Source organism: Mumia xiangluensis (genome assembly GCF_010994095.1).
Taxonomy (GTDB): domain Bacteria; phylum Actinomycetota; class Actinomycetes; order Propionibacteriales; family Nocardioidaceae; genus Mumia; species Mumia xiangluensis.
In genome coordinates, this window is the sequence record NZ_WJYO01000001.1 from 1023028 (window position 1) to 1044374 (window position 21347).

Below are 21347 nucleotides of genomic sequence, written 5' to 3' on the forward strand. Positions count from 1 at the left end.
GGGCCGTACGCACCCCCACGTTGAAGGAGAACCATGGACATCGAGATCGTCGGCCGGATGCTGTCGACTCTGCCGGAGGATGACGACCACCCCTACCGGACCGGGCCGTGGCGTCCGCAGACGACCGAGTGGAAGGCCGACGACCTCGAGGTCGTGGAGGGTGAGATCCCGCGTGACCTCGACGGGATCTACCTGCGCAACACCGAGAACCCGCTCCACCCGTCCCTGAAGAACTACCACCCGTTCGACGGCGACGGCATGATCCACGTCGTCGGGTTCCGTGACGGCACCGCGTTCTACCGCAACCGGTTCATCCGCACCGACGGGCTCGAGGCCGAGGCCGCGGCCGGCGGCCCGCTCTGGGCCGGGCTCGCGGAGAGCCCGGCGATCGCCAAGCGTGAGGACGGTTGGGGCGCACGCCGCCGGATGAAGGACGCGTCCAGCACCGACGTCGTGGTCCACCGCGGCACCGCGCTCACGAGCTTCTACCAGTGCGGCGACCTCTACCGGCTCGACCCGTTCAGCGCGCAGACGCTGGGCAAGGAGAGCTGGAACGGCCACTTCCCGTTCGACTGGGGCGTCTCGGCCCACCCGAAGGTCGACCCCAAGACCGGCGAGATGCTGTTCTTCAACTACAGCAAGGAAGCGCCGTACATGAACTACGGCGTCGTCGACGAGAACAACGACCTCGTCCACTACACCGACATCCCGCTGCCCGGGCCGCGGCTGCCGCACGACATGGCGTACACCGAGAACTACGCGATCCTCAACGACTTCCCGCTGTTCTGGGACCCGGAGGCGCTCAAGAAGGACGCGCACATCGCGCGGTTCCACCAGGACATGCCGTCGCGCTTCGCCGTGATCCCGCGGCGTGGCCAGAGCAAGGACATCATGTGGTTCGAGGCGGAGGCGACGTACGTCCTCCACTTCGTCAACGCCTACGAGGACGGCGACGAGATCGTCCTCGACGGCTTCTTCCAGGGCGACCCCGAGCCGGCCGACAACGGCATGGGCAACAAGTGGCAGCGCGCGTTCCGCTTCCTCGCGCTCGACCGGATGCAGTCGCGCCTGCACCGCTGGCGGCTCAACCTCGTGACCGGCCTGGTCAAGGAGGAGCAGCTCAGCGACAGCATCACCGAGTTCGGGATGATGAACGGCGACTACTACGGCGGCAGCTACCGCTACGCGTACGCCGCGACGGGCAAGCCGTCCTGGTTCCTCTTCGACGGGCTCGTGAAGCACGACCTGCTCGACGGCACCGAGGAGCGCTACTCCTTCGGTGACGGCGTGTACGGCAGCGAGACCGCGATGGCGCCTCGCGTCGGGAGCACCGGTGAGGACGACGGCTACCTCGTCACCCTCACCACCGACATGAACACCGACGCCTCGTACTGCGTCGTGTTCGACGCGGCGCGCGTCGGCGACGGCCCGGTGTGCAAGCTGAAGCTCCCGGAGCGGATCTCCAGCGGCACCCACTCGACCTGGGCACCGGGCGAGGAGCTTCGTCGCTGGCAGACTGCGGACTCGGCCGCGAGCGCGGTCGGGCTCTAGCAGCAGCGAACGCACGAGGTGACTATGGACGACCCCACGACGCCGACTCTCCTGGAGCCGGGCGCGACGAACGCCGTCGGCCGTATGCTCGGGCTGCTCGGCGACGAGTGGACGCTGCTCGTGCTGCAGCGCGCCCTCACGGGGGTCACGCGGTACGCCCAGTTCCGGGCCGACCTGCCGATCTCCAACTCGGTCCTCACGGCGCGTCTGCAGCTGCTGACGGACGAGCTGCTGCTGGAGCGGAACGTCTACCAGACGAACCCGCTGCGTGCCGAGTACCTCGTGACGGCGCGGGGCCGCGCGCTGTGGCCCGTGATGCTGTCGATCTGGGAGTGGGAGCGTCACTGGGTCGCCGAGCGCGCTGACGACCTCCCGGTGATGCACCACGACCTGTGCGGGCACGACTTCGCGCCGGTGCTGTCGTGCCGGGCGTGCGGGAAGCCGGCGTCGGTCCGCGAGGTCGGCGCCGAGTGGGGTCCGAGCGGCAGCTGGAAGCGGTCGGTCCCCGAGGGTGCACGTCGTCGCCGGTCCGAGTCCGACTCGGGCCGCACCCAGGCGGGGCTGTTCCCGGAGACGATGACGATCTTCGGCAACCGCTGGGCCTCCGCCCTGATGGGCGCCGCGTTCCGCGGTGTCACGCGGTTCAGCGACTTCGAGTCCGCGCTCGGTGCGCCTCCGACCCTGGTCGCCGACCGTCTCAAGGCCTTCTGCGCGCTCGGTGTCCTCGAGGCGACGCAGAACGCCAAGCGGCCCGACTGGGCCGAGTACCACCTGACCGAGAAGGGCCGGGCCTTCTTCCCGGTCGTCGCCGCCTCGCTCCAGTGGGCCGACCACTGGTTCAAGGCGCCCGAGGGTCCTGCCCTCGTCCTCAGCCACGTGCCTTGCGGAGCGGAGTTCGTCGCCACCTTCACGTGCGACCAGTGCCAGGCCCCGCTCACCGGTCACGAGATCAGCATCATCCCCGCCCCCTGACACCGGGCGCCGCACGACGAAGGAGTCGCACACCATGACCGAGCACGCCACCCTCGCGGACATCATCCGTACGACGGCCAAACGGACCCCGGACGCGCCGGCGATCGTGGGAGAGGGCCGGTCGGTGACGCACGGCGAGCTCTCGACCCGTTCCGACGCCCTCGGCTCCGGGCTCGTCTCGCTCGGCCTCGAGGTCGGCGACCGCGTGGCGTACCTCGCGCGCAACGCGACCGAGTACTGGGAGCTCTTCTTCGCCGCCGCCAAGGCGGGCCTGGTCATCGTGCCGCTCAACTTCCGGCTGTCCGCGGACGAGGTGGCGTGGATCCTGAGTGATGCCGAGCCTGCCGCGATCCTCGTGGAGGACCATCTCGCACACCTCGTCCCCGGGGACTTCTCCGGACCGCGTCTGGTGTTCTCGCAGGACGGTGACCCGCAGGTCCCCGCCGGCTGGGAGTCGTACGAGGCATGGCTCGCCACACTCCCCGCGGTCGATCCCCACCGTGAGCTCTCGGGCGACGCGCTGTTCTCGCTGATGTACTCGTCGGGCACCACGGGTCGCCCCAAGGGTGTGACCACGACGGTTGCCGGCTTCCTGTGGGCGGTCGAGGCCTTCGGCGCCCAGTTCGACGTGTCTCCCGCGTCCGTCAGCCTCGTACCCACGCCGTACTACCACATCGCTGCGGGCGGATGGTCGCTCATCGCGCTCGCCGCGGGCGGCCGCATCGTGCAGTTCACCGAGGTCACGCCCCAGAACATGCTCGGCCTCATGGTCGGCCACCGCGCGACCCACGTGATCATGGTCCCGACGGTCATGCAGCTCTTCATCACGAGCCCGGAGGCGTCGAAGGCGGACTACTCGAGCGTCGAGTGGGTCGTGTACGGCGGGTCGCCGATCTCGGAGACGGTCATGGTGGGCGCCAAGAAGGTCTTCGGCGCCGAGCTCGCGCAGAGCTACGGGCTCACCGAGACCATCGGCGTCACGACCATCCTCGGTGCTGGCGACCACGTCGTCGGTGCCACCAAGCTGCGCTCGGCCGGTCGGGCGGTGCCGGGCGTCGACGTCGCGGTGTTCGACCCCGAGACCGGCGAGGAGTGCCCGACGGGCGTCGTCGGCGAGATCGTCACGCGCGGGCCGGGCGTCACGAAGTCCTACTGGCGGCGGCCCGAGGACACTGCGGCCTCGTACTGGCCGGGCGGCTGGTTCCGCACCGGGGACGCGGGCTACATCGACGAGGACGGCTACGTCTTCCTCAAGGACCGCATCAAGGACCTGCTGATGTCCGGCGGCGAGAACATCTATCCCGCCGAGGTCGAGAACGCGATCATGACCCACCCGGCAGTCCAGGAGGTCGCCGTCATCGGCGTGCCGTCGGAGAAGTGGGGCGAGACGCCGCACGCCGTCGTCGTCGCGAAGCCGGGCCAGGAGATCGACGGCGCCGAGCTGATCGCGCACACGCGCGAGCGCCTGGCGCACTACAAGTGTCCGACCTCCGTCACGGTGGTCGACGCCCTCCCGCGCAACCCGTCCGGGAAGGTACTCAAGCGCGAGCTCCGCGCCCCTTGGTGGGCCGGGCACGAGAGGAGCATCGGATGACGACCGAGCAGTCGGGGTGGGCGATCCTTCGCCAGACGGTGATCGGGTCCGCGGACATCGAGACCACCAGCAAGGAGCTGCGCGAGACGTTCGGGCTCTCGGAGGGATTCGCCGACCCGATCCTCGAGGACGTCGGCCTGGCCGACGAGACGATCCGCGTCGGGCCCCAGACCCACCTCGAGGTCGTGGGTGCGCTCCGTGACGACGTGTCGATCGCGCAGTGGATCGCCAAGGGCGGCGGTGGCGGCGGCTACGCGCTGTCGATCCAGGTGCCCGACGTGGCGGCGCTCGTCGCTGCGGCCGAGGCCGAGGGCGTACGCGCCGTGGCTGACCAGGAGGTCTACGGCCACCGCATCGTGCAGCTCCACCCGAAGGACATGGGGCTGCTCGTCGAGCTCGACGAGATCGCCGACCCCGCCGTCTGGTTCTGGGACGACATCGAGACGACCCCGCCGGCCGACCCGGTGATCGACGACGTGGTCGCGGTCGACGTCGCATCGGCAGACCCGGCCGCGCAGGCAGCGCGGTGGAGCGCGGTCTTCGGCATCGCGGTGGACGAGTCCGACGGTGTCCCGCAGATCGCGCTCGGCCACCGGACCGTACGCTTCGTCCGCGGCGAGCGCCCGATGCTGACGGCGATCGACGTCGCCCTCACGCCGGACCACGCCGACCGCGCGGGCGAGGTCGAGATCTCCGGGGTGCAGTTCCGGCTCGCGGCCGGCTGACAGGCGGCCCGACGGAGGAACGGGCCCGAGCTCATGGGAGCTCGGGCCCGTTCTTTCGTGCTGCGACGGCCACGAAGCCACGTTTCCTGGTACGAAGCCACGCCTCCAACCCGCGCTTCGTGCTAGCAGACGTGGCTTCGTTCGAGAGAGGGACGGCGGGTGGCGCCAAGGGCAAGAACCTTCACAACCCTTCGGGTGGGCCGAGAGCCAGTCGGTGTGGCGACGTGTCAGCCGGCGTACTCCGACCGCAGGGCCGTCTTGAGCAGCTTGCCGCTCGCGTTGAGCGGGAGCGCATCGACGAACGCGACGCCGACGGGGCACTTGAAGTGCGCCATCCGCTCGCGCGCCCAGGCGATGATCTCCGCCTCGGTCACGGTGGCATCCGGGGCCGGGACGACGACCGCGTACGCCGACTCGCCCCACCGCTCCGACGGCACGCCGATCACGGCGACCTGTGCGATCGCGGGGTGCCCGGTGAGCGTGCTCTCGACCTCCGCGGGATACACATTCTCGCCGCCGGACACGATCATGTCCTTCAGCCGGTCGTGCAGGTAGAGGTAGCCGTCCTCGTCGAACGAGCCGCCGTCGCCCGTCCGCAGCCAGCCGTCGTCGGTGATCGCGGCAGCGGTGGCCTCGGGGTTGCGCCAGTAGCGCTTCATCACGTGGCCGCCGCCGATCAGCACCTCGCCGCGCTCCCCGGGCGGGAGGTCGGCGCCGGTCGTGGGGTCGACGACCCGGACCGGGACGTTCGGCATCGGCCGTCCGACCGACCGCAGCCGGTGCGCCGTCTCCGGCGTCGGGCGGTGGTCCTCCGGCGAGAGCATCGTGACGCCGCCGGTCGACTCGGTCAACCCGTACGACTGCAGGAACTTGCAGCCGAACACGTCCGTCGCCTCGCGCAGGACGGGCTCCGGGATCGGTGACGAGCCGTAGATGAGGTACTTCAGCGCGCTCCAGTCGGCCGTGCGTGCCTCCGGCTGCGCGACCATGAACTGGATGAGCGTCGGCACCGCGACCGCGTGCGAGACGTGGTACTCCTGCAGGATGCTCAGCAGGTCCGCGGGCGACGTCTGGTTGCGCAGCAGCAGGGCCGCGCCGTTCACGCCGGCGACCAGCGCGAGACCCAGACCGGAGACGTGGAAGAACGGCACCGGCGCGAGCGCGACCGACGTCGTGTCCAGCTCGAGCAGGTAGTGCATCGCCGCGATCGCCTTGCCGATGTTGGGCCCGGTGAGCTCGATGCCCTTCGGGTACCCGGTGGTGCCCGACGTGTAGAACATCAGCGCGCTCTCGTCGGGCCCGCGGGAGTAGCCCGGGTCGGTCGCGGGCACATCCGCCAGCCACTCGTCGTACGACGTGGTGCCGGGGTGTCCGGCGATCGTGACGACGAGCCCGACCCCGGCTTCGCGCGCGACGTTAGCGAGGTGCTCCATGCCGCGCCCCAGGACGATGGCCGCGGGCTCGGCGTTGCCGAGGATGTACGCGACCTCAGGGCCGGCGAGCCGGAAGTTGAGCGCGGTCGGCACCCCGCCCATCTTCGAGGCGCCGTACATCACGGCGAGGAACGAAGGCGCGTTCTCACCGACGTACGCGACCCGGTCGCCCGGCGTGACACCTGCGGCGAGCAGCGCCTGCGCCACCTTGCTGGCCTCGAGGTCGAGGTCGCGGAACGTCGTCGTCGCCTCGGGCGTGATGACGGCGACCGCGTCGGGCGTGACGGCGGCACGGCGGCGCGTGATGTCCTCCAGCCGCTCGACGCGGGTGCCGTCGGGGTGCAGCGCGTACTCGGGGTCGCGGTACTCCGGCGGCGTCGGTACGAGCGTGGGGGTGGTGGTCTGCATCAGGACTCCTGGGCGAGCTGGAACGGAGCGAAGACCGGCGGCTCGAAGATGCCGGGCGGTGCGTCGACGACGGGACGGATCGCCCGGAGCGCGGGTCCAGCCGTCACGAACTGGCCGGCCGTGGTGCGGCTGGTCGGGTCGTCGGGCTCGACGAGGTTGACCGTCATCACCATCTCGGGCTTGCCGTAGAGGTGGATCTCCCAGTGGTCACGACCGGCGTACTCCTCGCGGTCCGGCTCCATCGTCCAGATGATCGCGAGCGTGAGGAACGGCTTGCCGTCCCGCATCGCGTGCCAGCGCCACTCCGTCGAACCCACGGTGCCGGCCGCGATGTGACCGGCGGCGACCTCGAGGTCCCGCGAGGCGGGGACGACCCGGTGGTCGGGGACGACCTCGTCGTACGAGACACCCATGCGCTCGCACATGAACGCGATGGTCTCCAGGTAGAGCGACGCGTACAGCGTCGGGAGCGGGCCCGACTGGTCCAGGGTCGCCGGGTCGGAGCCCATGCCCATGACCGTGAACGCGAAGTCCGGGTCGGGCATCCGGCGGGCGTCGAGGACCTCGTCGATCGTGATGCGGTCGAGCGTCATGCTGGCGCCCGTCAGCGCGAGCGTGAGCCGCTCGCCGATGATGCCGGGGCTGACGCCGATGCCGAAGAGCGTGCTGCCACCCTTCTCGCACGCCTCGAGGAACATCTGCTCGCGAGCCGACCCGTGCGCGCGTGGGAAGTGCTGGCCCGCGGTCGTGATGACGTTGATCCCGGCTCCGAGCAGGCGCAGCAGGTCGGCGTCGTGCTTCTCGTACGGCACCTGGAGCCGTGGAGCGTGCATGACCACGTCCGGCTCGGCGGCGATGATCTCGTCGATGTCGCGCGTGGCGAGGACACCCGTGGGCTCGCGGCGGGCGATGTCACCGGCATCGCGGCCCACCTTCTTGTCGCCGTACACGTAGAGCCCGACGAGCTCGAGGTCGTCCCGGTCCAGCACGCCGCGCAGGATCGTCTTGCCGACCGCGCCGGTCGCCCACTGCGCGACCCGGATCGGGCGGCTCACGGCTTCGTCCGGAGCTCGGTGGCGAACAGGAGCTTGCCGAGTCCGCGCTCGTAGCGGATCGGGTCGCGCGCGAGACGTGCACGCGACTCGACGGCCATCCGGTCGGTGTCGCAGACCCACTCGCCGCGCTCCATCGCCTTGAGGCTCGTGGCCGCGATGTCGCGCGGCGCCTCCTTGGCTCCCTGGACGTGCGAGGCCATGCGGGTGTCGACGGACCCGACGATCAGCGAGGTCACCGAGATGCCGTACTGCTCCAGCTCGGCGCGGGCGATGCCGCCGAGGTAGAGCGCTGCGGCCTTCGACGGGGAGTAGCCGCCCATGAACGCGGTCGGGGCGATGGCGGCGACCGACAGGACGTTGACGAACGAGCCGCCGCCGTTCGCCGCGAGCACCGGGGCGAACGCGCGGATCGTACGCAGCGGGCCGAAGTAGTTGACCTCCATCTCGGCGCGGGCGGCGTCGGGGTCGGAGGCCTCGATCAGGCGGTCCCCCGCGTGGAGGCCGGCGTTGTTGATGACGATGTTCGCGTCGGCGCAGGCCTTGGCAGCAGCCTCGACGTCTCCGTCGCTGGTCACCTCCAGCGCGACGATCTCGGCGCCGGTCGCCTTCAGCTCGTCGGTCACCGAGTCGACGTCGCGCACCCCGGCGTACACCTTCGCCGCGCCACGGGCGAGCGCCTCTTCGACGAAGGCGAGTCCGATGCCGCGGTTGGCGCCGGTCACGACCACACGTGCGCCCTCGACGGCGGCGCCGCGCAGGGCGCTCATGCGGAGGCTCCGGAGTACTTCGCGCGCTTCGTCATCTGCCCACGATCCACCAGGTTGCCGAGCACCGATCCGTCGGCCCTGTCCTGAGTGGTGGGGGGAGCGGTGAGACCTACGTCTGTCACGGGGAACGCGTCCTTTCGTTCGGTGGAGGAGGTCAGCACTTCGGTTGACGGACTCACTCCGTTTGCTGTAGTAATCTCTATCACACTGTTAATTGAAGTGTCACGAGTGGAAGGCCAGCGGAGTGAGCTCAGAAACACCCCAGCAGTCCGGTCGGGCTGCCGTGGCCGCCGACGGAGCGTTGCTGACGCTCCGCGACGTCACGATCGGGTTCGGCGGCGTGACGGCCCTCGACGCCGTCGGCTTCGACGTCCAGCCTGGGCAGATCCTCGGGCTGATCGGCCCCAACGGCGCCGGCAAGACCACGCTGTTCAACTGCATCACGCGCATCTACCAGCCGAACTCGGGCGACATCCGCTGGCAGGGCGAGGACCTGCTCCGCGTGCCGGCGCACCACCTGCCCAAGCTCGGGATCGCACGGACGTTCCAGAACCTCGCCCTCTTCGGCGGCATGTCGGTCTTCGACAACACGATGTCCGGTGGCAGCTCGCAGGCCCGCATCGGTGCCACCAGCGGGCTCGTCGGCTGGCCGCCCTCCCGGTCACGCACCAAGAAGCTGCGCGCCAAGGCCTGGGAGCTCCTCGAGCGGCTCGACCTCGTCGCGCTCGCCGACGCCCCGGCGGCGGGCCTGCCGTTCGGCACGCTCAAGCGCGTCGAGCTCGCCCGCGCCCTGATGGCCGAGCCGAAGCTCCTGCTCCTCGACGAGCCTGCAGGCGGCCTGACCCACAGCGAGGTCAAGGCCCTCGGCGAGCTGATCGTCTCCCTGCGCGACGACTACGGCTTCGCAGCGCTCCTGGTCGAGCACCACATGGGCCTCGTCCTCGGCATCAGCGACCACGTCGTCGCCCTCGACTTCGGGAACAAGATCTTCGAGGGAAGCCCCGAGCAGGTCAAGCACGACCCGGCGGTCATCGCCGCCTACCTGGGGAGGGCGGCATGAGCCTCCTGAGCATCCGCGACCTTCACGCGGGATACGGCTCGGCCGACGTCCTCCACGGCATCTCGATGGACGTCGACGCCGGACAGGTCGTCGTCGTCCTCGGGGCGAACGGAGCCGGCAAGACCACCACGATGCGCGCGATCGCCGGACTGATCGGCCGCCGCGGCACCGTCGAGCTCGACGGCAAGCCGCTCGGCAAGCGTCCCGAGCAGGTCGTCGGGGCCGGCATCAGCCTCGTCCCGCAGGGCCGCGGCACGCTCGGCCAGCTGACCGTGATGGACAACCTCCGCGTCGGTGCCGCGCTTCGCGACGACAAGGACGGCGTCGCCTCCGACATCGAGCGCTGGACCGAGGTCTTCCCGGTCCTCGGCCGCCGCTCGCACCAGATCGCCGGCTCCCTCTCCGGCGGCGAGCAGCAGATGCTCGCCGTGGCTCGCGCCCTGATGAGCCGTCCGAGGCTCCTGCTCTGCGACGAGCCGAGCCTCGGTCTCGCTCCGATCGTCGTGCAGGAGCTGTTCGACACCCTCTCGCAGATCAACAAGGCGGACGGTACGGCGCTGCTCATCGTCGAGCAGAACGCCGAGCTCGCGATGGATCTCGCCGACACGGTCTACCTGCTGGACGTCGGCACCATCGCGGCCACCGGCACACCGGCCGAGTTCCGGTCCGACGACGCGGTACGCAGCGCGTACCTCGGTTACTAGGAGTCCACCGTGGAGCTCTTCCTCGAACGTCTCATCACCGGCCTCACCAACGGGTCGATCTACGCGCTCCTCGCGCTCGCCCTCGTCGTGGTCTTCCGCGGCACCGGCACCCTGAACTTCGCCCAGGGCGAGCTCGCGCTGTTCACGACCTTCTTCGCGTGGTGGCTGACGACGGAGTCGATCCCCGTGTGGATCGCGATCATCGCCTCGCTCATCGCCGGCTTCGTGCTCGGGGCTCTGATCGAGCGCCTGCTGATCCGGCCGGTGCAGCGGCGCAACGACATGGCTGTCCTCATCGTCGCCCTAGGCTTGTTCACAGGGTTGAACTCGTTAGCCGGGTTGATCTGGGGCAGCGAGACCAAGATCATGCCGAGCCCGTTCCCGAACGGGATCGACGACTTCGTCTCGGTCGGCGGCGCGCGGCTCTACTTCGACGCGCTCGGCGTCGTCGGTGCCCTGGTGGCGCTCATGATCGTGCTGACGCTGCTCTTCCGCTACACCCGCGTCGGGCTCCACATGCGGGCCGTCGCGGACAACGCGGAGTCGGCCACGCTCGCCGGGGTCCGGACCAGCCGGATCCTCGCGATCGGATGGGGCCTGTCCGGCGCGATCGGCGCCCTCGCGGGTGTGCTCGTCACACCGCTCTCGCCGCAGCAGCTCGGACTCACCAGCATGTTTCACGTCTTCATCGCCGCCTCTGCCGCGGCGCTGTTCGGCGGGCTCGACAGCCTGACCGGCGCCGTGGTGGGCGGCATCACCATCGGCGTGCTCGAGGCGATGCTGACCGGCTACGTCTCCTTCATCGGAGGCTCGCTCCAGCAGACCTCTGCGCTGTTCATCATCGTCGCGATCCTCTTCCTGCGACCCAACGGCCTCTTCGGAACCAAGCGATTGGTGAGGGTATGACGACCATCGACGACACCGCCGCACCATCGACGGCGAAGCCCGGGGCGCGTCCCGGAGGCAAGCCCAAGGGCCCCCGCTTCCTCGTGGTCCAGGGGACCCTGCCCTATCGCGGACTGCAGCTCGGTGCCGTGCTGCTGGTCGCCCTGCTGCTGCTCTGGGCGTCCGGTCTGCCGGCCTTCCGGATGGGCCAGATCACCAACGTCTTCATCATCGCCATCGCGATCGCGGGGCTGAACCTCGTGACCGGCTACACCGGTCTGCTCTCGATCGGGCACTCGGCGTTCTTCGGGCTCGGCGCCTACACGACCGGCATCCTGATCGTGAAGTACGAGTTCGCGCCCTTGAGCACCATCCCGGTCGCGATCGGGCTCTGCTTCGTGCTGGGCCTCCTCGTCGGACTTCCGTCGCTGCGGATCCATGGGCTCTACCTGGCCCTGGTCACGCTCGCCGTCGCGGTCTCCTTCCCGGAGATCGTGCGCCGCGCCGAGGAGCTCACCGGCGGCGCTGCGGGCATGGTCGTACGATCCCGGTTCCTGGCGCCGCCCGAGTGGACGGGGCTCGTCCGGGCCGAGCGGGGCATCTGGATGTTCTGGTTCTCCGCAGCGGTCCTCGCAGTCGTGATGCTGCTGTGCCGCAACCTCGTACGGAGCCGGTTCGGCATCGCGATGCGGGCCACCCGCGACAACGAGATCGCCGCGGCGGCCAACGGCATCAGCGTCGCGCGCACCAAGATCGTCGCGTTCGGGATCTCCGGTGCCATCACCGGCCTCGCGGGCTCGCTGTTCACGATGTACATGGGTGCGCTCTCGCCCGACGGCTCGTTCACCCTGCTGAAGTCGATCGAGTTCATCACCGGTCTCGTCCTCGGCGGTGTCGCCACCCAGATCGGCCCGCTCGTCGGGGCCTTCGCGGTGGTCTTCCTCCCGTACCTCACCGCCTCCTACACCGAGGGGCCGCTCGCCGGGGTCGTCTTCGGCATCGTCCTCATCGTGATCGTCTTCCTCATGCCCGAGGGAATCGTCGGTCGCGTCGGGATCCTCGCCCGCAAGGTCGTCCACATCGTCCCTGCGGACCATCCACGCCTCGGCCGCGCCGACCGGGAAGGACCTCCTGAACCAGCGCGCGCCGAGCAATGAACCACCCGGCCACCCCGGGCACAGCACGACCAATCTCTCCACCTCTTCACCGACGAAGGAACACCATGAAGCGACTCCTCCGTGTGGCGGCCGCCGTGTCGGCCACCACGCTCGTACTCACCGCGTGCGGCTCGAACTCCGGGGCGTCCGACGACAGCGACGCCTCGGCGTCCGGCGTGATCACCGCCGACGACTGTGCCGATCCTGACGCGGCCACCGCCGAGATCACCGACACGCTCAAGGTCGGCTGGACGGCCGCGACCTCCGGCCCGCTCGCCGACGCCGTCGGCAACGTCATCGAGGGCATGGAGGCACGCTTCGCAGTCGCGAACGAGGCCGGCGGCATCGACGGCGTCAAGCTCGAGGTCATCGTCAAGGACGACGCGTTCAACCCTGAGCGCGCCAAGGCGAACGTCGGCGAGCTGATCCAGAAGGACAAGGTCGACGTGCTCGACACCTTCGGCTCCGGCCAGGTCGACGCGATCGCCGACGACCAGAACGACGCCTGCGTCCCGCTCCTCTTCGCCCAGGCGAGCGTCCCGGCGTACCGCGACATCGAGAACTTCCCGTGGACGACCGAGTACCTCCCGTCGGCCGACGTCGAGATGGCCGTCGTCGTCGAGGGTCTGAAGAAGCAGTACCCGGACGGCGCCGACGTGGCGCTGGCCGTGAACCAGACCGAGTCCGGTCAGGGCATCGCCGACGGCTTCAAGAAGGCCGCCGAGGGCACCAACCTCAAGATCGTCGCCGAGGAGCCGCTGACGGATCCGAAGACGGCCGCCTCGACGCTGAAGGCCAGCGGAGCACAGGTGCTCGTCGACGCCGGCGTGACCACCGACTGCCTCGCGCTCACGCAGGCCATCGCGCGGGTCGGCTGGAAGCCCGAGACCGTGATCCAGCCCTCGAACTGCGCCGACGGCGCGACGCTCTACGAGCCCGCCGGTGACGCCGCCGACGGCCAGCAGATCCTGCGCTGGCTGAAGGACCCGGCCAACGACGAGTTCAAGGACGACCAGGCCGTCCAGGAGTACCTCGAGCAGACCGAGGCCAACGGCGCCGACTCGCCGACGAACAGCTACACGGTCAACGGCTGGGCGATCGCCGACCTGATGGTCGACAACTTCACCCGTGCCGCTGCGTCGGAGGACGGTCTCTCGCGCCTCTCGATCATGGAGGCCGCTCGCACGCAGGACTACCAGCCCCCGATGTTCATCGACGGGATCAAGTTCATGATGAGCCCGACCCAGTCGTACGGGATCCTCGCGTTCAAGCCGTACACGTGGGACGCCGCGGGAACGACCTTCACCCCCGCGGGTGAGGTCATCGACATCTCGTCGAGCTACGAGTGATCCACCGTCGCGCGTCCCGGGGCCATGGACCCCGGGACGCGCGACGGCGTGCCCGGCCCCGACCGGGCCACCAACGAGACGAAGCCAGGAAGGCGGGAGTATGACGGACGGACGTGGACTCCACCCGCGTGCACGGGTCGAGGACTACACGAGCAAGGGCTGGTGGTCGGACGAGACCGCCGACCAGGTCTTCCGGGACCAGGTGGCCGCGCGTGGCGACGCGCTCGCGGTCGTCGACCCCGCCAACCGGGTCGCGCTGCTCGGCACCGAGCCGCGACGGCTCAGCTGGGACGAGCTCGACCAGGAGGTCACCTTCCTGGCCGCGCGACTGCTCGACCTCGGCCTCGAGCGAGGAGACGTGCTCGGCGTCCAGCTCCCCAACACGATCGAGCTCGTCGAGGTGTACCTCGCTGCGTGGACGCTCGGTGTGGTCGTCTCGCCGCTGCCGATGCAGTACCGCGAGCGCGAGGTCGTCGGGATGGCCAACCAGGCGGAGTTCGCCGCCTTCATCACCACGTACGCGTTCGGTGACCGCCGGCCGGCCGACGACGCCGTCGCCGTCCGTGACCGGATCCCGTCGCTGCGGGCCGTCGTCGGGTTCGGGTTGCCGGGTGAGGCGACCGAGGAAGCCGCCTCCGAGATCGTCCAGGTCGTGCCGACGGCCGCGGACGCGGACGACGTGCGCCGGGTCGCGGCGTACCGTGCCGAGGACCCGAACGACCCCAACGACTGCCTGACGATCTGCTGGACCTCGGGCACCGAGAGCGAGCCGAAGGGTGTGCCGCGCACGCACTACGACTGGCTGGCGATCTCGTGGGCCACCGTCGACGCTCCGCGCGTCACGGTGGACGACGTCCTCCTCAACCCGTTCCCGATGGTGAACATGGCCGGGATCAACGGGATGTACCTCCCGTGGCTGCGTACGGGCGGGGTGCTCGTCCAGCACCACCCCTTCGACCTGCCGACCTTCCTCGCACAGATCGCCGCGGAGCGCGTGACCTACACCGTGGCGCCGCCGGCCCTGCTGTGGATGCTGCTGCACAACGAGGCGCTCCTCGCGAGCGTCGACCTGTCGAGCCTCACCCGCATCGGCTCGGGCTCGGTGCCGCTGCAGCCGGCGATGGTCCGCGGCTGGCAGGAACGCGGCATCCCGGTGATCAACTTCTTCGGGTCCAACGAGGGCATCGGCCTGCTGTCCAGCTTCGAGGACTTCCCGGATGCCGACGAGCGAGCTCAGTACTTCCCCCGGTACGGCGCGCCCGGCGTCACCTGGTCGTCGCGGGTGTCGGAGTGGATGCACGTCAAGCTCGTCGACGTGCTCACCGGTGAGGAGATCACGGAGCCCGGCCGCAGTGGCGAGCTGCACATCATCGGCCCGACGGTGTTCGCCGGCTACCTTCACGGTGACCGCCGCCCCTCGCCGTTCGACGACGAGGGCTACCTGAAGACCGGCGACCTGTTCGAGATCGCCGGTGACCAGGGTCAGTACCTGCACTACCTGGACCGGGCGAAGGACCTCGTGATCCGTGGCGGGATGAACATCGCCCCGGCCGAGCTCGAGGGCCTCATCGGCGCGCACCCGGCGATCGCCGACGTCGCGGTGATCGGCGACCCCGACGAGGTGCTCGGCGAGCGCGTCGCCGCCGTGGTGACGCTCAAGCCCGGCACGTCGCTGACGCTCGAAGAGCTCGTCGCCTACCTCAAGGACCAGAAGATCGCGTCGTTCAAGCTCCCCGAGCGGCTCGAGGTGCGCGACGACCTGCCGCGCAACCCCGTCGGCAAGATCTTGAAGCGGGCGCTGCGGCAGCCTGCAGACTCGACAGGAGCGAACGCATGACCACAGGCACGATGGACGACGCGGACAAGCTGGACCTGGCACGCCGGATGTTCGACGCGTGGGACACGCTCGACTGGGATCTCGTCCTGGCGCTGTTCGCCGAGGACGGCGTGCTGCACAGCGTCATGCAGGAGCCGGTCGTCGGGCACGACGCGATCCGCGAGCGGCTGGCGATCCTGGGGTCCAAGGCTGAGAGCATCACGCTGCGCATCAAGGCGCTCGGCGTCATCGACGGACGGGTGTTCGTGGAGCGCGTCGACGACTTCTGGTTCGACGGCCACCACGGCGAGGTCCCGGTCGTCGGGATCATGCGCATGGCCGGTGGCCGCGTCACCGAGTGGCTCGAGTACTACGACCGTCCCACGCTGCTCGCCGGCATGGGGATCGCCGAGGACTTCGGGCACTGATGACGTCGCCGACCTGGGCTCGTACGGTCGTCGCGGCGATGGGGCGCGCCGCGCCGGACGCGGTCGCGTTCCGCGGCCACGGCACGGTCAGGACCCATGCGGAGTCCCGTCGCCGTGCGATCGCCTTCGCGCACGCCCTGGGCGCACGCGGGATCGGTCCGGGGGACCGGGTCGCGCTGGTCGTCGAGGACCGTGCCGACGCCGTCGAGGCGTACCTCGGGGTCGGCCTCGCGGGCGCGACCGCCGTCCAGGTCAACGATCGGCTGCAGGTCGCGGAGATCGAGGAGGTCCTCGCGCTGGCGGGCGTCCGGGCCGTCGTCCACACCGACGGCCACGGTCCTCGTCTCGAGGACCTGCTCCGCGGCACCGGAGCCGACGTCGTCTCGATCGGCGCGCGCACGTCCGCCACCACGCTCGCGTACGACGAGGCGACCGCCGGCGCGACGTCGTACGCGTTGCCGGTGGTGCGGATCGACCCCGAGCAGCCCGGCATCGTCGGGTTCACCAGCGGGACCACCGGGCGTCCGAAGGGAGTCGTGCACACGCACGCGAACCTCGACCGGATCGTGCGCCACATGCCCGTGCACGACGGCATCCGCTGGGGCAGCCGTTGCGGCTTCACCGGGACGCTCGCGTTCGCCGCGGGGATCTGGGGAGTGGTGCTCCCGCACCTGTACGTCGGTGGCGAGGTCTCCTTCATGGCGGGGCTCGACCCCGATGCGTGGGTCGACCGGATGCTCGCCGAGCGGACCAGCTTCACGTACGCCCCCACCCCCCTCATGGGGGCGTTCGCCGACCGCGTGCGCGAGCGCCCGGTCGTGCTCGAGCATCTCGACACCGTCCTGCACTCCGGCTCTCTCGCGCCGCGCGAGGCCGTCGAGGACCTCGTCGACGCGATCGGCCACCGGTACGTCGAGACGTACGGGATGACCGAGACGGGCGCGCCGGTGACGGCGACCGTGCCGGACGACTGGCGTCCCGGTAGCGGCGCCGAGGACGCGTACGCCTCGGCGGGCCGGCCGGCGACGATCGCCGAGATCCGGATCACCGGCGACTCAGGCGTGCTTGCGGCCGGTGAGGTCGGGGAGATCGAGGTGGCGAGCGAGACGCTCTTCTCGGGCTACCTTGACCAGCCCGATCTCACCGCCGAGGCCCTCCGTGACGGATGGCTCCGTACGGGTGACCTCGGGTCTCTCGACGCTGCCGGGCACCTGTACGTGCGTGGCCGCGCGAAGGACATGATCGTCACCGGGGGGATGAACGTCTATCCCGCCGAGGTCGAGCGCGTGCTCGTCCAGGCCGAGGGTGTCGCTGACGCGGCGGTCTTCGGTGTCGCGCACCCGCGCTGGGGCGAGACGGTCACGGCCGCGGTCGTCGCGCAGGCCGGTGCCGAGATCGACGTCCCCGGCGTGACGGCGTACGTCCGTGAACGGCTCGCCGGCTACAAGAAGCCGACCGCGATCCACGTGGTCGAGGCGCTGCCGCGCAACGCCAGCCTGAAGGTCCGCAAGGACGAGCTCCGTAGGAGGTTCGAGAATGCCCACGACTGACCGGACGCGGATCGACGCGATCCTGGACCGGCTCCGGATGCCGGTGCTGGCGGCACCGATGTTCCTGGTGTCCGGCCCCGACCTGGTGGTCGCGTCGTCACGAGCCGGCGTGATGGGGTCGTTCCCGTCGCCGAACTGCCGCACCACCGCGGAGCTCGACGCGTGGATGGGGACGATCACCGACGGTCTGCGCGGCGTCGAGACCCCGTGGGCCCTGAACCTGGTCACGCACCGCACCAACACGCGACTCGACGACGATCTCCGGCTGGTCAAGGAGTACGAGCCGCCGGTCGTCGTCACTGCGCTCGGCTCCCCGGCGCCGGCGCTCGACGTCGTCCACGAGTACGGCGGTGTCGTCGTCGCGGACGTGGTGAGTCTCCGCCTCGCGCGCAAGGCCGTGGCGATGGGCGCTGACGGACTGGGCCTCGTGTCGGCGGGCGCGGGAGGGCACACCGGTCACCTCTCGCCGTTCGCGTTCGTGTCTGCCGTGCGCGCGTTCTTCGACGGGCTCGTCGTCGTGGGCGGCGGGATCAGCGACGGTGCCGGTGTCGCCGGAGCCGTCGCTGCCGGGGCAGACCTGGTGTCGATCGGGACGCGCTTCCTGGCGACGACCGAGAGCATGGCAGTCGATCCCTACAAGGAGATGGTGGTCGAGCACGGCGTGGACGACCTCGTCGTGAGCGCCGGCGTCACGGGCACCCCGGCCTCCTGGCTGCGCCCGAGCCTGGTCGCCAACGGGTTCGACCCGGATGCGATGGCGTTCGACGGGGAGCGCAGCTACGACGCTGCCGCGTCTCCGGCCGGACGCTGGAAGGACATCTGGGCGGCGGGTCAGGGTCTGGAGACGATCAGTGCCGTGGAGCCGGTCGCGGAGGTCGTGGACCGGTTGGAGGCGGAGTACGTGGTTGCGCTCGATCGCGTCGCCGCACGCCGCCGCTGACCTGCCGGCTCATCCGCGCGAGGCGTCGCCGATCCGCCGCGCTGCCTCGCGGACGAGGGGCTCGGCGCGTTCGGCGACGTCGGGGCGGCTCGTGATCACTGCGACCGCCGCACGCCCGTCGCGCAGTCCGGGCACGGGGGCGGCGATGCCGTACGCGCCCGGGTTCAGCTCGGCGTACGTCGTGACGACCCCGGTGGTGCGTACGGCGGCGACGCGCGGCGGCTCGTCCGCTGCGGGTGGGCCCGAGGCGAGCGCGGCCAGACCGCCTGCTCCGCGGTCCAGCGGGTCGCGGTTGCCGAGACGGTAGGAGAAGCGCGGCCCGTCCGTCAGGGGCTCGGCGACGACCGTCGTGACCGCAGCGCCGGCGACGACCTCGACGAGGCTCGCGGTGGAGTCGAGCTCCACCGCGAGCTCGCGCAGGACCGGCTCGGCCACGGGGTGCAGGCGCGGTCGCGCACGGTCAGCCAGGGTCGTGAGCGTCCTGCCGACGCGGTAGCGACCGGCCTCGTCGCGCTCGACGTACCCGGTGCGCTCGAGGCTGACGAGGAGCCGGTGGACGATCGAGCGGTGCAGCCCGGCCTGCGCGGTGATCTCTGCCGCGCTCGCGCCAGGAGCGTCGGCGACGACCTGGAGGACGTGCAGCCCCCGCTCCAGCGTCTGCGAGCCCGTCCCGTCCGCGATTTGTGGAGTTCGTCCAGGTTTTGCGGTCATGATTCCTTGCCAAACTCCACAAATCGGGGACGGGACGCCGGCGGGAGGATGCGCCCGCGCACCTCGCCGAGGGAGACGGTGCCCGCTCGTGCGCGGAGGACGACCTCGTCGCCGTCGCGCAAGAACGTCCGCTCCTCGCCGCCGAGGCTCCACGGCTCGCGCCCACCCCACGAGAGCTCGAGGAACGACCCCACCTGCTCCCGCTCCGGGCCGGACACCGTCCCCGACGCGAAGAGGTCTCCGGTCCGCAGTGACGCGCCGTTGCTGGTGAGGTGGGCGAGCATCTGTGCGGGACCCCAGTACGTGGTGCGGTACGGGGGTCGGCTGACGACCTCGCCGTCGACCTCGACCTCGAGCGCGAGGTCGTACCCCGCTGGCTCCTCGACCTGCAGGTACGGCAGGGGTGGCGGGTCCTGCCCGGGCAGCGGGACGCGCGCGGGCTCGAGTGCGGCGAGCGGTGTGACCCACGCCGAGACCGAGGTGGCGAACGACTTGCCGAGGAATGGGCCGAGCGGCACGTACTCCCACGCCTGGATGTCGCGCGCCGACCAGTCGTTGAGGAGGACGACACCGAAGACGTGATCGGCGAACGCGCTGGTGGGCACCGCCTCTCCGAGCCTGCTGGGCGTGCCGACGACGAAGCCGACCTCGGCTTCGACGTCGAGCCGCGTGCTCAGACCGTACGAGGGTGCGGGGTCGTCCGGAGCCTTGCGCTGGCCGGTCGGACGTACGACGTCGGTCCCGGAGACGACGACGGTGCCGGCCCGGCCGTGGTAGGCGACGGGGAGGTGGCGCCAGTTCGGCAGCAGCGGCTCGGCGTCGGGGCGGAAGAGGCGTCCGACGTTGCTCGCGTGATCGAGCGAGCAGTAGAAGTCGACGTAGTCGGCCACGTCGAACGGCAGGTGCAGGACGACGTCCTCGAGCCGGACCAGGTGCTCGGACACGTGCTGTGCGGCGCTGTCGTGATCGACGAGCGTGGCCTGCAGCCACCGTCGTACCTCGTCCCACGTCGCCCGCCCCGCCGCCATCAAGGGGTTGAGCGTCCCGCCGCCCACGTGGCCGGCCCAGCGCTCGTGCCGTACGGCTGCCGCCAGGTCGAGCACGTGGTCCCCGATCCGGACGCCGATGCGGCGTCGGCTCGCCGGACCCTCGGCGCGGAGCCCGAACACGCCGTACGGCAGGTGATCGACGTCGTACCCGGACCCTCTGCTGCCGGGCACCCAGCTCGCCGGCGTGCTCACAGCAGCCCCAGTGCTCGCAGGTCGGCGACGGGTTCGGCGATGCTGCACGAGCCGAACGACGTGAACCAGCGGCGCGCCTCCGTCAGCGCGTCCGGGCCGACGGCGTGGACGTCCTCCACGAGCACGTCTACCGACCGCTCACCGAGGATCGTCGCGACCGTCCGCACGTCGGCTCCGTCCGCGCTCGCGCGGGTCGCCAGCAGCACGTTGAGGAATCCGTGGTGGACGAGACCGTCGTCAGGGTCCTCGGCGCGTACGGCGTGGTGCAGGCCGGCAGTGCACTGGAACGCCACTCCCTGAGCGACGAGGCTCGTCACCGCCGTCGCGAGCTCGTGCGGCGTCGGGAACGCCTCGGGCGTCGGGCCGCCCGTACGGAGCTTGACCCGTACGCCGTGGGTGGACGCGGCGGCGACCGCGTCACGCCACGCGGTGTCGAGGTCCGCGCCGGCGAGGGGCAGCTCGAGCGCGATGGGTGTCGTATCCCCGATGCCCTTGCGCAGCGTGGCGACGGCCTCGTCCACGGCGTGTCGGGTGCCGACCGGGACCCGCGCCGCTACGGCAGTGAGCCTCAGGCTCGGTGTCGCCGCAACCTGCGGGCCAGCGGCCGCGAGCTCGTCGGGTGTCCCCACCAGTGCGACGTCGAGCGCCTTGTCCGCTGGTTGAGCGTGCGCCCCGTCCGCTGGTTGAGCGTGCGCAGCGAGTCGAAACCCCTCCACCCCGTCCGCTGGTTGAGCGTGCGCCCCGTCCGCTGGTTGAGCGTGCGCCCCGTCCGCTGGTTGAGCGAGCGAAGCGAGTCGAAACCCCTCCACCCCGTCCGCCGGGAGCACGAGTGGTCCCACGAGATCGGCCAGCGCCGACGCGCGGTGCTCCCGGTGCGACTGCACAGCGTCGGGTAGCGATGCATTGCCGGGCGGGAAGACGGCGGCATCGTCCACCAGCGCGTGGAGCCACGGGGGAACGGTTGACATACCGGCAGCCTAAACCCACGATGTTCTGAAAGG

Annotated in this window: 19 protein-coding genes; 13 read left to right on the top strand and 6 right to left on the bottom strand. The window is 70.5% G+C overall.

Features of this window, described 5'->3' with window-relative positions; translation table 11 throughout:
• Positions 1-33 precede the first annotated feature (33 nt).
• Genes GH747_RS04660 through GH747_RS04675 form a run of 4 tightly spaced genes read left to right on the top strand, consistent with a single transcriptional unit; the run spans position 34 to position 4842 of the window.
• Positions 34-1551, top strand: a complete 1518-nt coding sequence (locus GH747_RS04660) for a carotenoid oxygenase family protein (RefSeq protein ID WP_149768347.1) — start codon at positions 34-36, stop codon at positions 1549-1551.
• 24 nt (positions 1552-1575) lie between these two features.
• On the top strand, positions 1576-2523 hold the full coding sequence (locus GH747_RS04665; protein ID WP_149768348.1) for a winged helix-turn-helix transcriptional regulator: 948 nt from the start codon (positions 1576-1578) through the stop codon (positions 2521-2523).
• A gap of 34 nt (positions 2524-2557) precedes the next feature.
• Positions 2558-4117, top strand: a complete 1560-nt coding sequence (locus tag GH747_RS04670; RefSeq protein ID WP_149768349.1) for a long-chain-fatty-acid--CoA ligase — start codon at positions 2558-2560, stop codon at positions 4115-4117.
• The gene (locus GH747_RS04675; protein WP_149768350.1) at positions 4114-4842 is read left to right on the top strand and encodes a VOC family protein; all 729 of its coding nucleotides are present in this window, start codon (positions 4114-4116) and stop codon (positions 4840-4842) included. Before GH747_RS04670 ends, GH747_RS04675 begins: the two co-directional genes overlap by 4 nt.
• A gap of 227 nt (positions 4843-5069) precedes the next feature.
• On the opposite strand, the gene GH747_RS04680 is transcribed toward GH747_RS04675, so the two are convergent.
• Genes GH747_RS04680 through GH747_RS04690 form a run of 3 tightly spaced genes read right to left on the bottom strand, consistent with a single transcriptional unit; the run spans position 5070 to position 8505 of the window.
• A complete protein-coding gene (locus GH747_RS04680; RefSeq protein ID WP_149768351.1) occupies positions 5070-6683 on the bottom strand; it encodes a long-chain-fatty-acid--CoA ligase in 1614 nt (537 codons plus the stop codon).
• Positions 6683-7738: an NAD(P)H-dependent amine dehydrogenase family protein gene (locus GH747_RS04685; RefSeq protein ID WP_149768352.1), complete on the bottom strand. Its 1056-nt coding sequence runs from the start codon at positions 7736-7738 to the stop codon at positions 6683-6685. Before GH747_RS04685 ends, GH747_RS04680 begins: the two co-directional genes overlap by 1 nt.
• Complete coding sequence (locus GH747_RS04690) at positions 7735-8505, bottom strand: SDR family oxidoreductase (protein WP_149768353.1); 771 nt, start codon at positions 8503-8505, stop codon at positions 7735-7737. Before GH747_RS04690 ends, GH747_RS04685 begins: the two co-directional genes overlap by 4 nt.
• Before the next feature lie 244 nt (positions 8506-8749).
• Here GH747_RS04690 and GH747_RS04695 point away from each other — a divergent pair, with 244 nt between their 5' ends.
• The 9 genes from GH747_RS04695 to GH747_RS04735 all read left to right on the top strand — a co-directional run bounded on the left by GH747_RS04695 (position 8750) and on the right by GH747_RS04735 (position 18394).
• Positions 8750-9565, top strand: a complete 816-nt coding sequence (locus GH747_RS04695; RefSeq protein ID WP_228552771.1) for an ABC transporter ATP-binding protein — start codon at positions 8750-8752, stop codon at positions 9563-9565.
• Positions 9562-10269, top strand: a complete 708-nt coding sequence (locus tag GH747_RS04700) for an ABC transporter ATP-binding protein (protein WP_149768354.1) — start codon at positions 9562-9564, stop codon at positions 10267-10269. Before GH747_RS04695 ends, GH747_RS04700 begins: the two co-directional genes overlap by 4 nt.
• 9 nt (positions 10270-10278) lie before the next feature.
• Complete coding sequence (locus GH747_RS04705) at positions 10279-11175, top strand: branched-chain amino acid ABC transporter permease (RefSeq protein WP_149768355.1); 897 nt, start codon at positions 10279-10281, stop codon at positions 11173-11175.
• Positions 11172-12311: a branched-chain amino acid ABC transporter permease gene (locus GH747_RS04710; protein WP_149768356.1), complete on the top strand. Its 1140-nt coding sequence runs from the start codon at positions 11172-11174 to the stop codon at positions 12309-12311. Before GH747_RS04705 ends, GH747_RS04710 begins: the two co-directional genes overlap by 4 nt.
• A 65-nt stretch (positions 12312-12376) precedes the next feature.
• Positions 12377-13660 carry an ABC transporter substrate-binding protein gene (locus GH747_RS04715; protein WP_149768357.1) on the top strand — a complete coding sequence of 428 codons (1284 nt, stop codon included), beginning with the start codon at positions 12377-12379 and terminating at the stop codon, positions 13658-13660.
• A gap of 100 nt (positions 13661-13760) precedes the next feature.
• Positions 13761-15497, top strand: a complete 1737-nt coding sequence (locus GH747_RS04720) for a class I adenylate-forming enzyme family protein (protein WP_149768358.1) — start codon at positions 13761-13763, stop codon at positions 15495-15497.
• Positions 15494-15904, top strand: a complete 411-nt coding sequence (locus GH747_RS04725) for a nuclear transport factor 2 family protein (RefSeq protein WP_205602758.1) — start codon at positions 15494-15496, stop codon at positions 15902-15904. Before GH747_RS04720 ends, GH747_RS04725 begins: the two co-directional genes overlap by 4 nt.
• A complete protein-coding gene (locus tag GH747_RS04730; protein WP_149768359.1) occupies positions 15904-17454 on the top strand; it encodes a class I adenylate-forming enzyme family protein in 1551 nt (516 codons plus the stop codon). Before GH747_RS04725 ends, GH747_RS04730 begins: the two co-directional genes overlap by 1 nt.
• Positions 17441-18394 carry an NAD(P)H-dependent flavin oxidoreductase gene (locus tag GH747_RS04735; RefSeq protein WP_149768360.1) on the top strand — a complete coding sequence of 318 codons (954 nt, stop codon included), beginning with the start codon at positions 17441-17443 and terminating at the stop codon, positions 18392-18394. The genes GH747_RS04730 and GH747_RS04735 overlap by 14 nt, the downstream gene beginning before the upstream one ends.
• 9 nt (positions 18395-18403) lie before the next feature.
• Here GH747_RS04735 and GH747_RS04740 read toward each other — a convergent pair whose 3' ends face one another.
• From GH747_RS04740 to GH747_RS04750, 3 genes are read right to left on the bottom strand one after another with little or no spacing between them, the layout of a single operon-like run.
• A complete protein-coding gene (locus GH747_RS04740; RefSeq protein ID WP_149768361.1) occupies positions 18404-19105 on the bottom strand; it encodes an IclR family transcriptional regulator in 702 nt (233 codons plus the stop codon).
• A complete protein-coding gene (gene fahA / locus GH747_RS04745; RefSeq protein WP_149768362.1) occupies positions 19102-20346 on the bottom strand; it encodes a fumarylacetoacetase in 1245 nt (414 codons plus the stop codon). Before fahA ends, GH747_RS04740 begins: the two co-directional genes overlap by 4 nt.
• Positions 20343-21314, bottom strand: coding sequence for a hypothetical protein (locus GH747_RS04750; protein WP_149768363.1), 972 nt, complete (start codon positions 21312-21314; stop codon positions 20343-20345). The genes fahA and GH747_RS04750 overlap by 4 nt, the downstream gene beginning before the upstream one ends.
• Positions 21315-21347 lie beyond the last annotated feature (33 nt).

What these genes read in the sequence shown, in the direction of transcription:
- GH747_RS04665 (WP_149768348.1), top strand. Translation starts at nt 1,576, where the DNA reads ATGGACGACCCCACGACGCCGACTCTCCTGGAGCCGGGCGCGACGAAC.
- GH747_RS04740 (WP_149768361.1), bottom strand. Translation starts at nt 19,105, where the DNA reads ATGACCGCAAAACCTGGACGAACTCCACAAATCGCGGACGGGACGGGC.
- GH747_RS04660 (WP_149768347.1), top strand. Translation starts at nt 34, where the DNA reads ATGGACATCGAGATCGTCGGCCGGATGCTGTCGACTCTGCCGGAGGAT.
- GH747_RS04730 (WP_149768359.1), top strand. Translation starts at nt 15,904, where the DNA reads ATGACGTCGCCGACCTGGGCTCGTACGGTCGTCGCGGCGATGGGGCGC.
- GH747_RS04710 (WP_149768356.1), top strand. Translation starts at nt 11,172, where the DNA reads ATGACGACCATCGACGACACCGCCGCACCATCGACGGCGAAGCCCGGG.
- GH747_RS04670 (WP_149768349.1), top strand. Translation starts at nt 2,558, where the DNA reads ATGACCGAGCACGCCACCCTCGCGGACATCATCCGTACGACGGCCAAA.
- GH747_RS04700 (WP_149768354.1), top strand. Translation starts at nt 9,562, where the DNA reads ATGAGCCTCCTGAGCATCCGCGACCTTCACGCGGGATACGGCTCGGCC.
- GH747_RS04675 (WP_149768350.1), top strand. Translation starts at nt 4,114, where the DNA reads ATGACGACCGAGCAGTCGGGGTGGGCGATCCTTCGCCAGACGGTGATC.
- GH747_RS04680 (WP_149768351.1), bottom strand. Translation starts at nt 6,683, where the DNA reads ATGCAGACCACCACCCCCACGCTCGTACCGACGCCGCCGGAGTACCGC.
- GH747_RS04735 (WP_149768360.1), top strand. Translation starts at nt 17,441, where the DNA reads ATGCCCACGACTGACCGGACGCGGATCGACGCGATCCTGGACCGGCTC.
- GH747_RS04715 (WP_149768357.1), top strand. Translation starts at nt 12,377, where the DNA reads ATGAAGCGACTCCTCCGTGTGGCGGCCGCCGTGTCGGCCACCACGCTC.
- GH747_RS04725 (WP_205602758.1), top strand. Translation starts at nt 15,494, where the DNA reads ATGACCACAGGCACGATGGACGACGCGGACAAGCTGGACCTGGCACGC.
- GH747_RS04720 (WP_149768358.1), top strand. Translation starts at nt 13,761, where the DNA reads ATGACGGACGGACGTGGACTCCACCCGCGTGCACGGGTCGAGGACTAC.
- GH747_RS04690 (WP_149768353.1), bottom strand. Translation starts at nt 8,505, where the DNA reads ATGAGCGCCCTGCGCGGCGCCGCCGTCGAGGGCGCACGTGTGGTCGTG.
- GH747_RS04750 (WP_149768363.1), bottom strand. Translation starts at nt 21,314, where the DNA reads ATGTCAACCGTTCCCCCGTGGCTCCACGCGCTGGTGGACGATGCCGCC.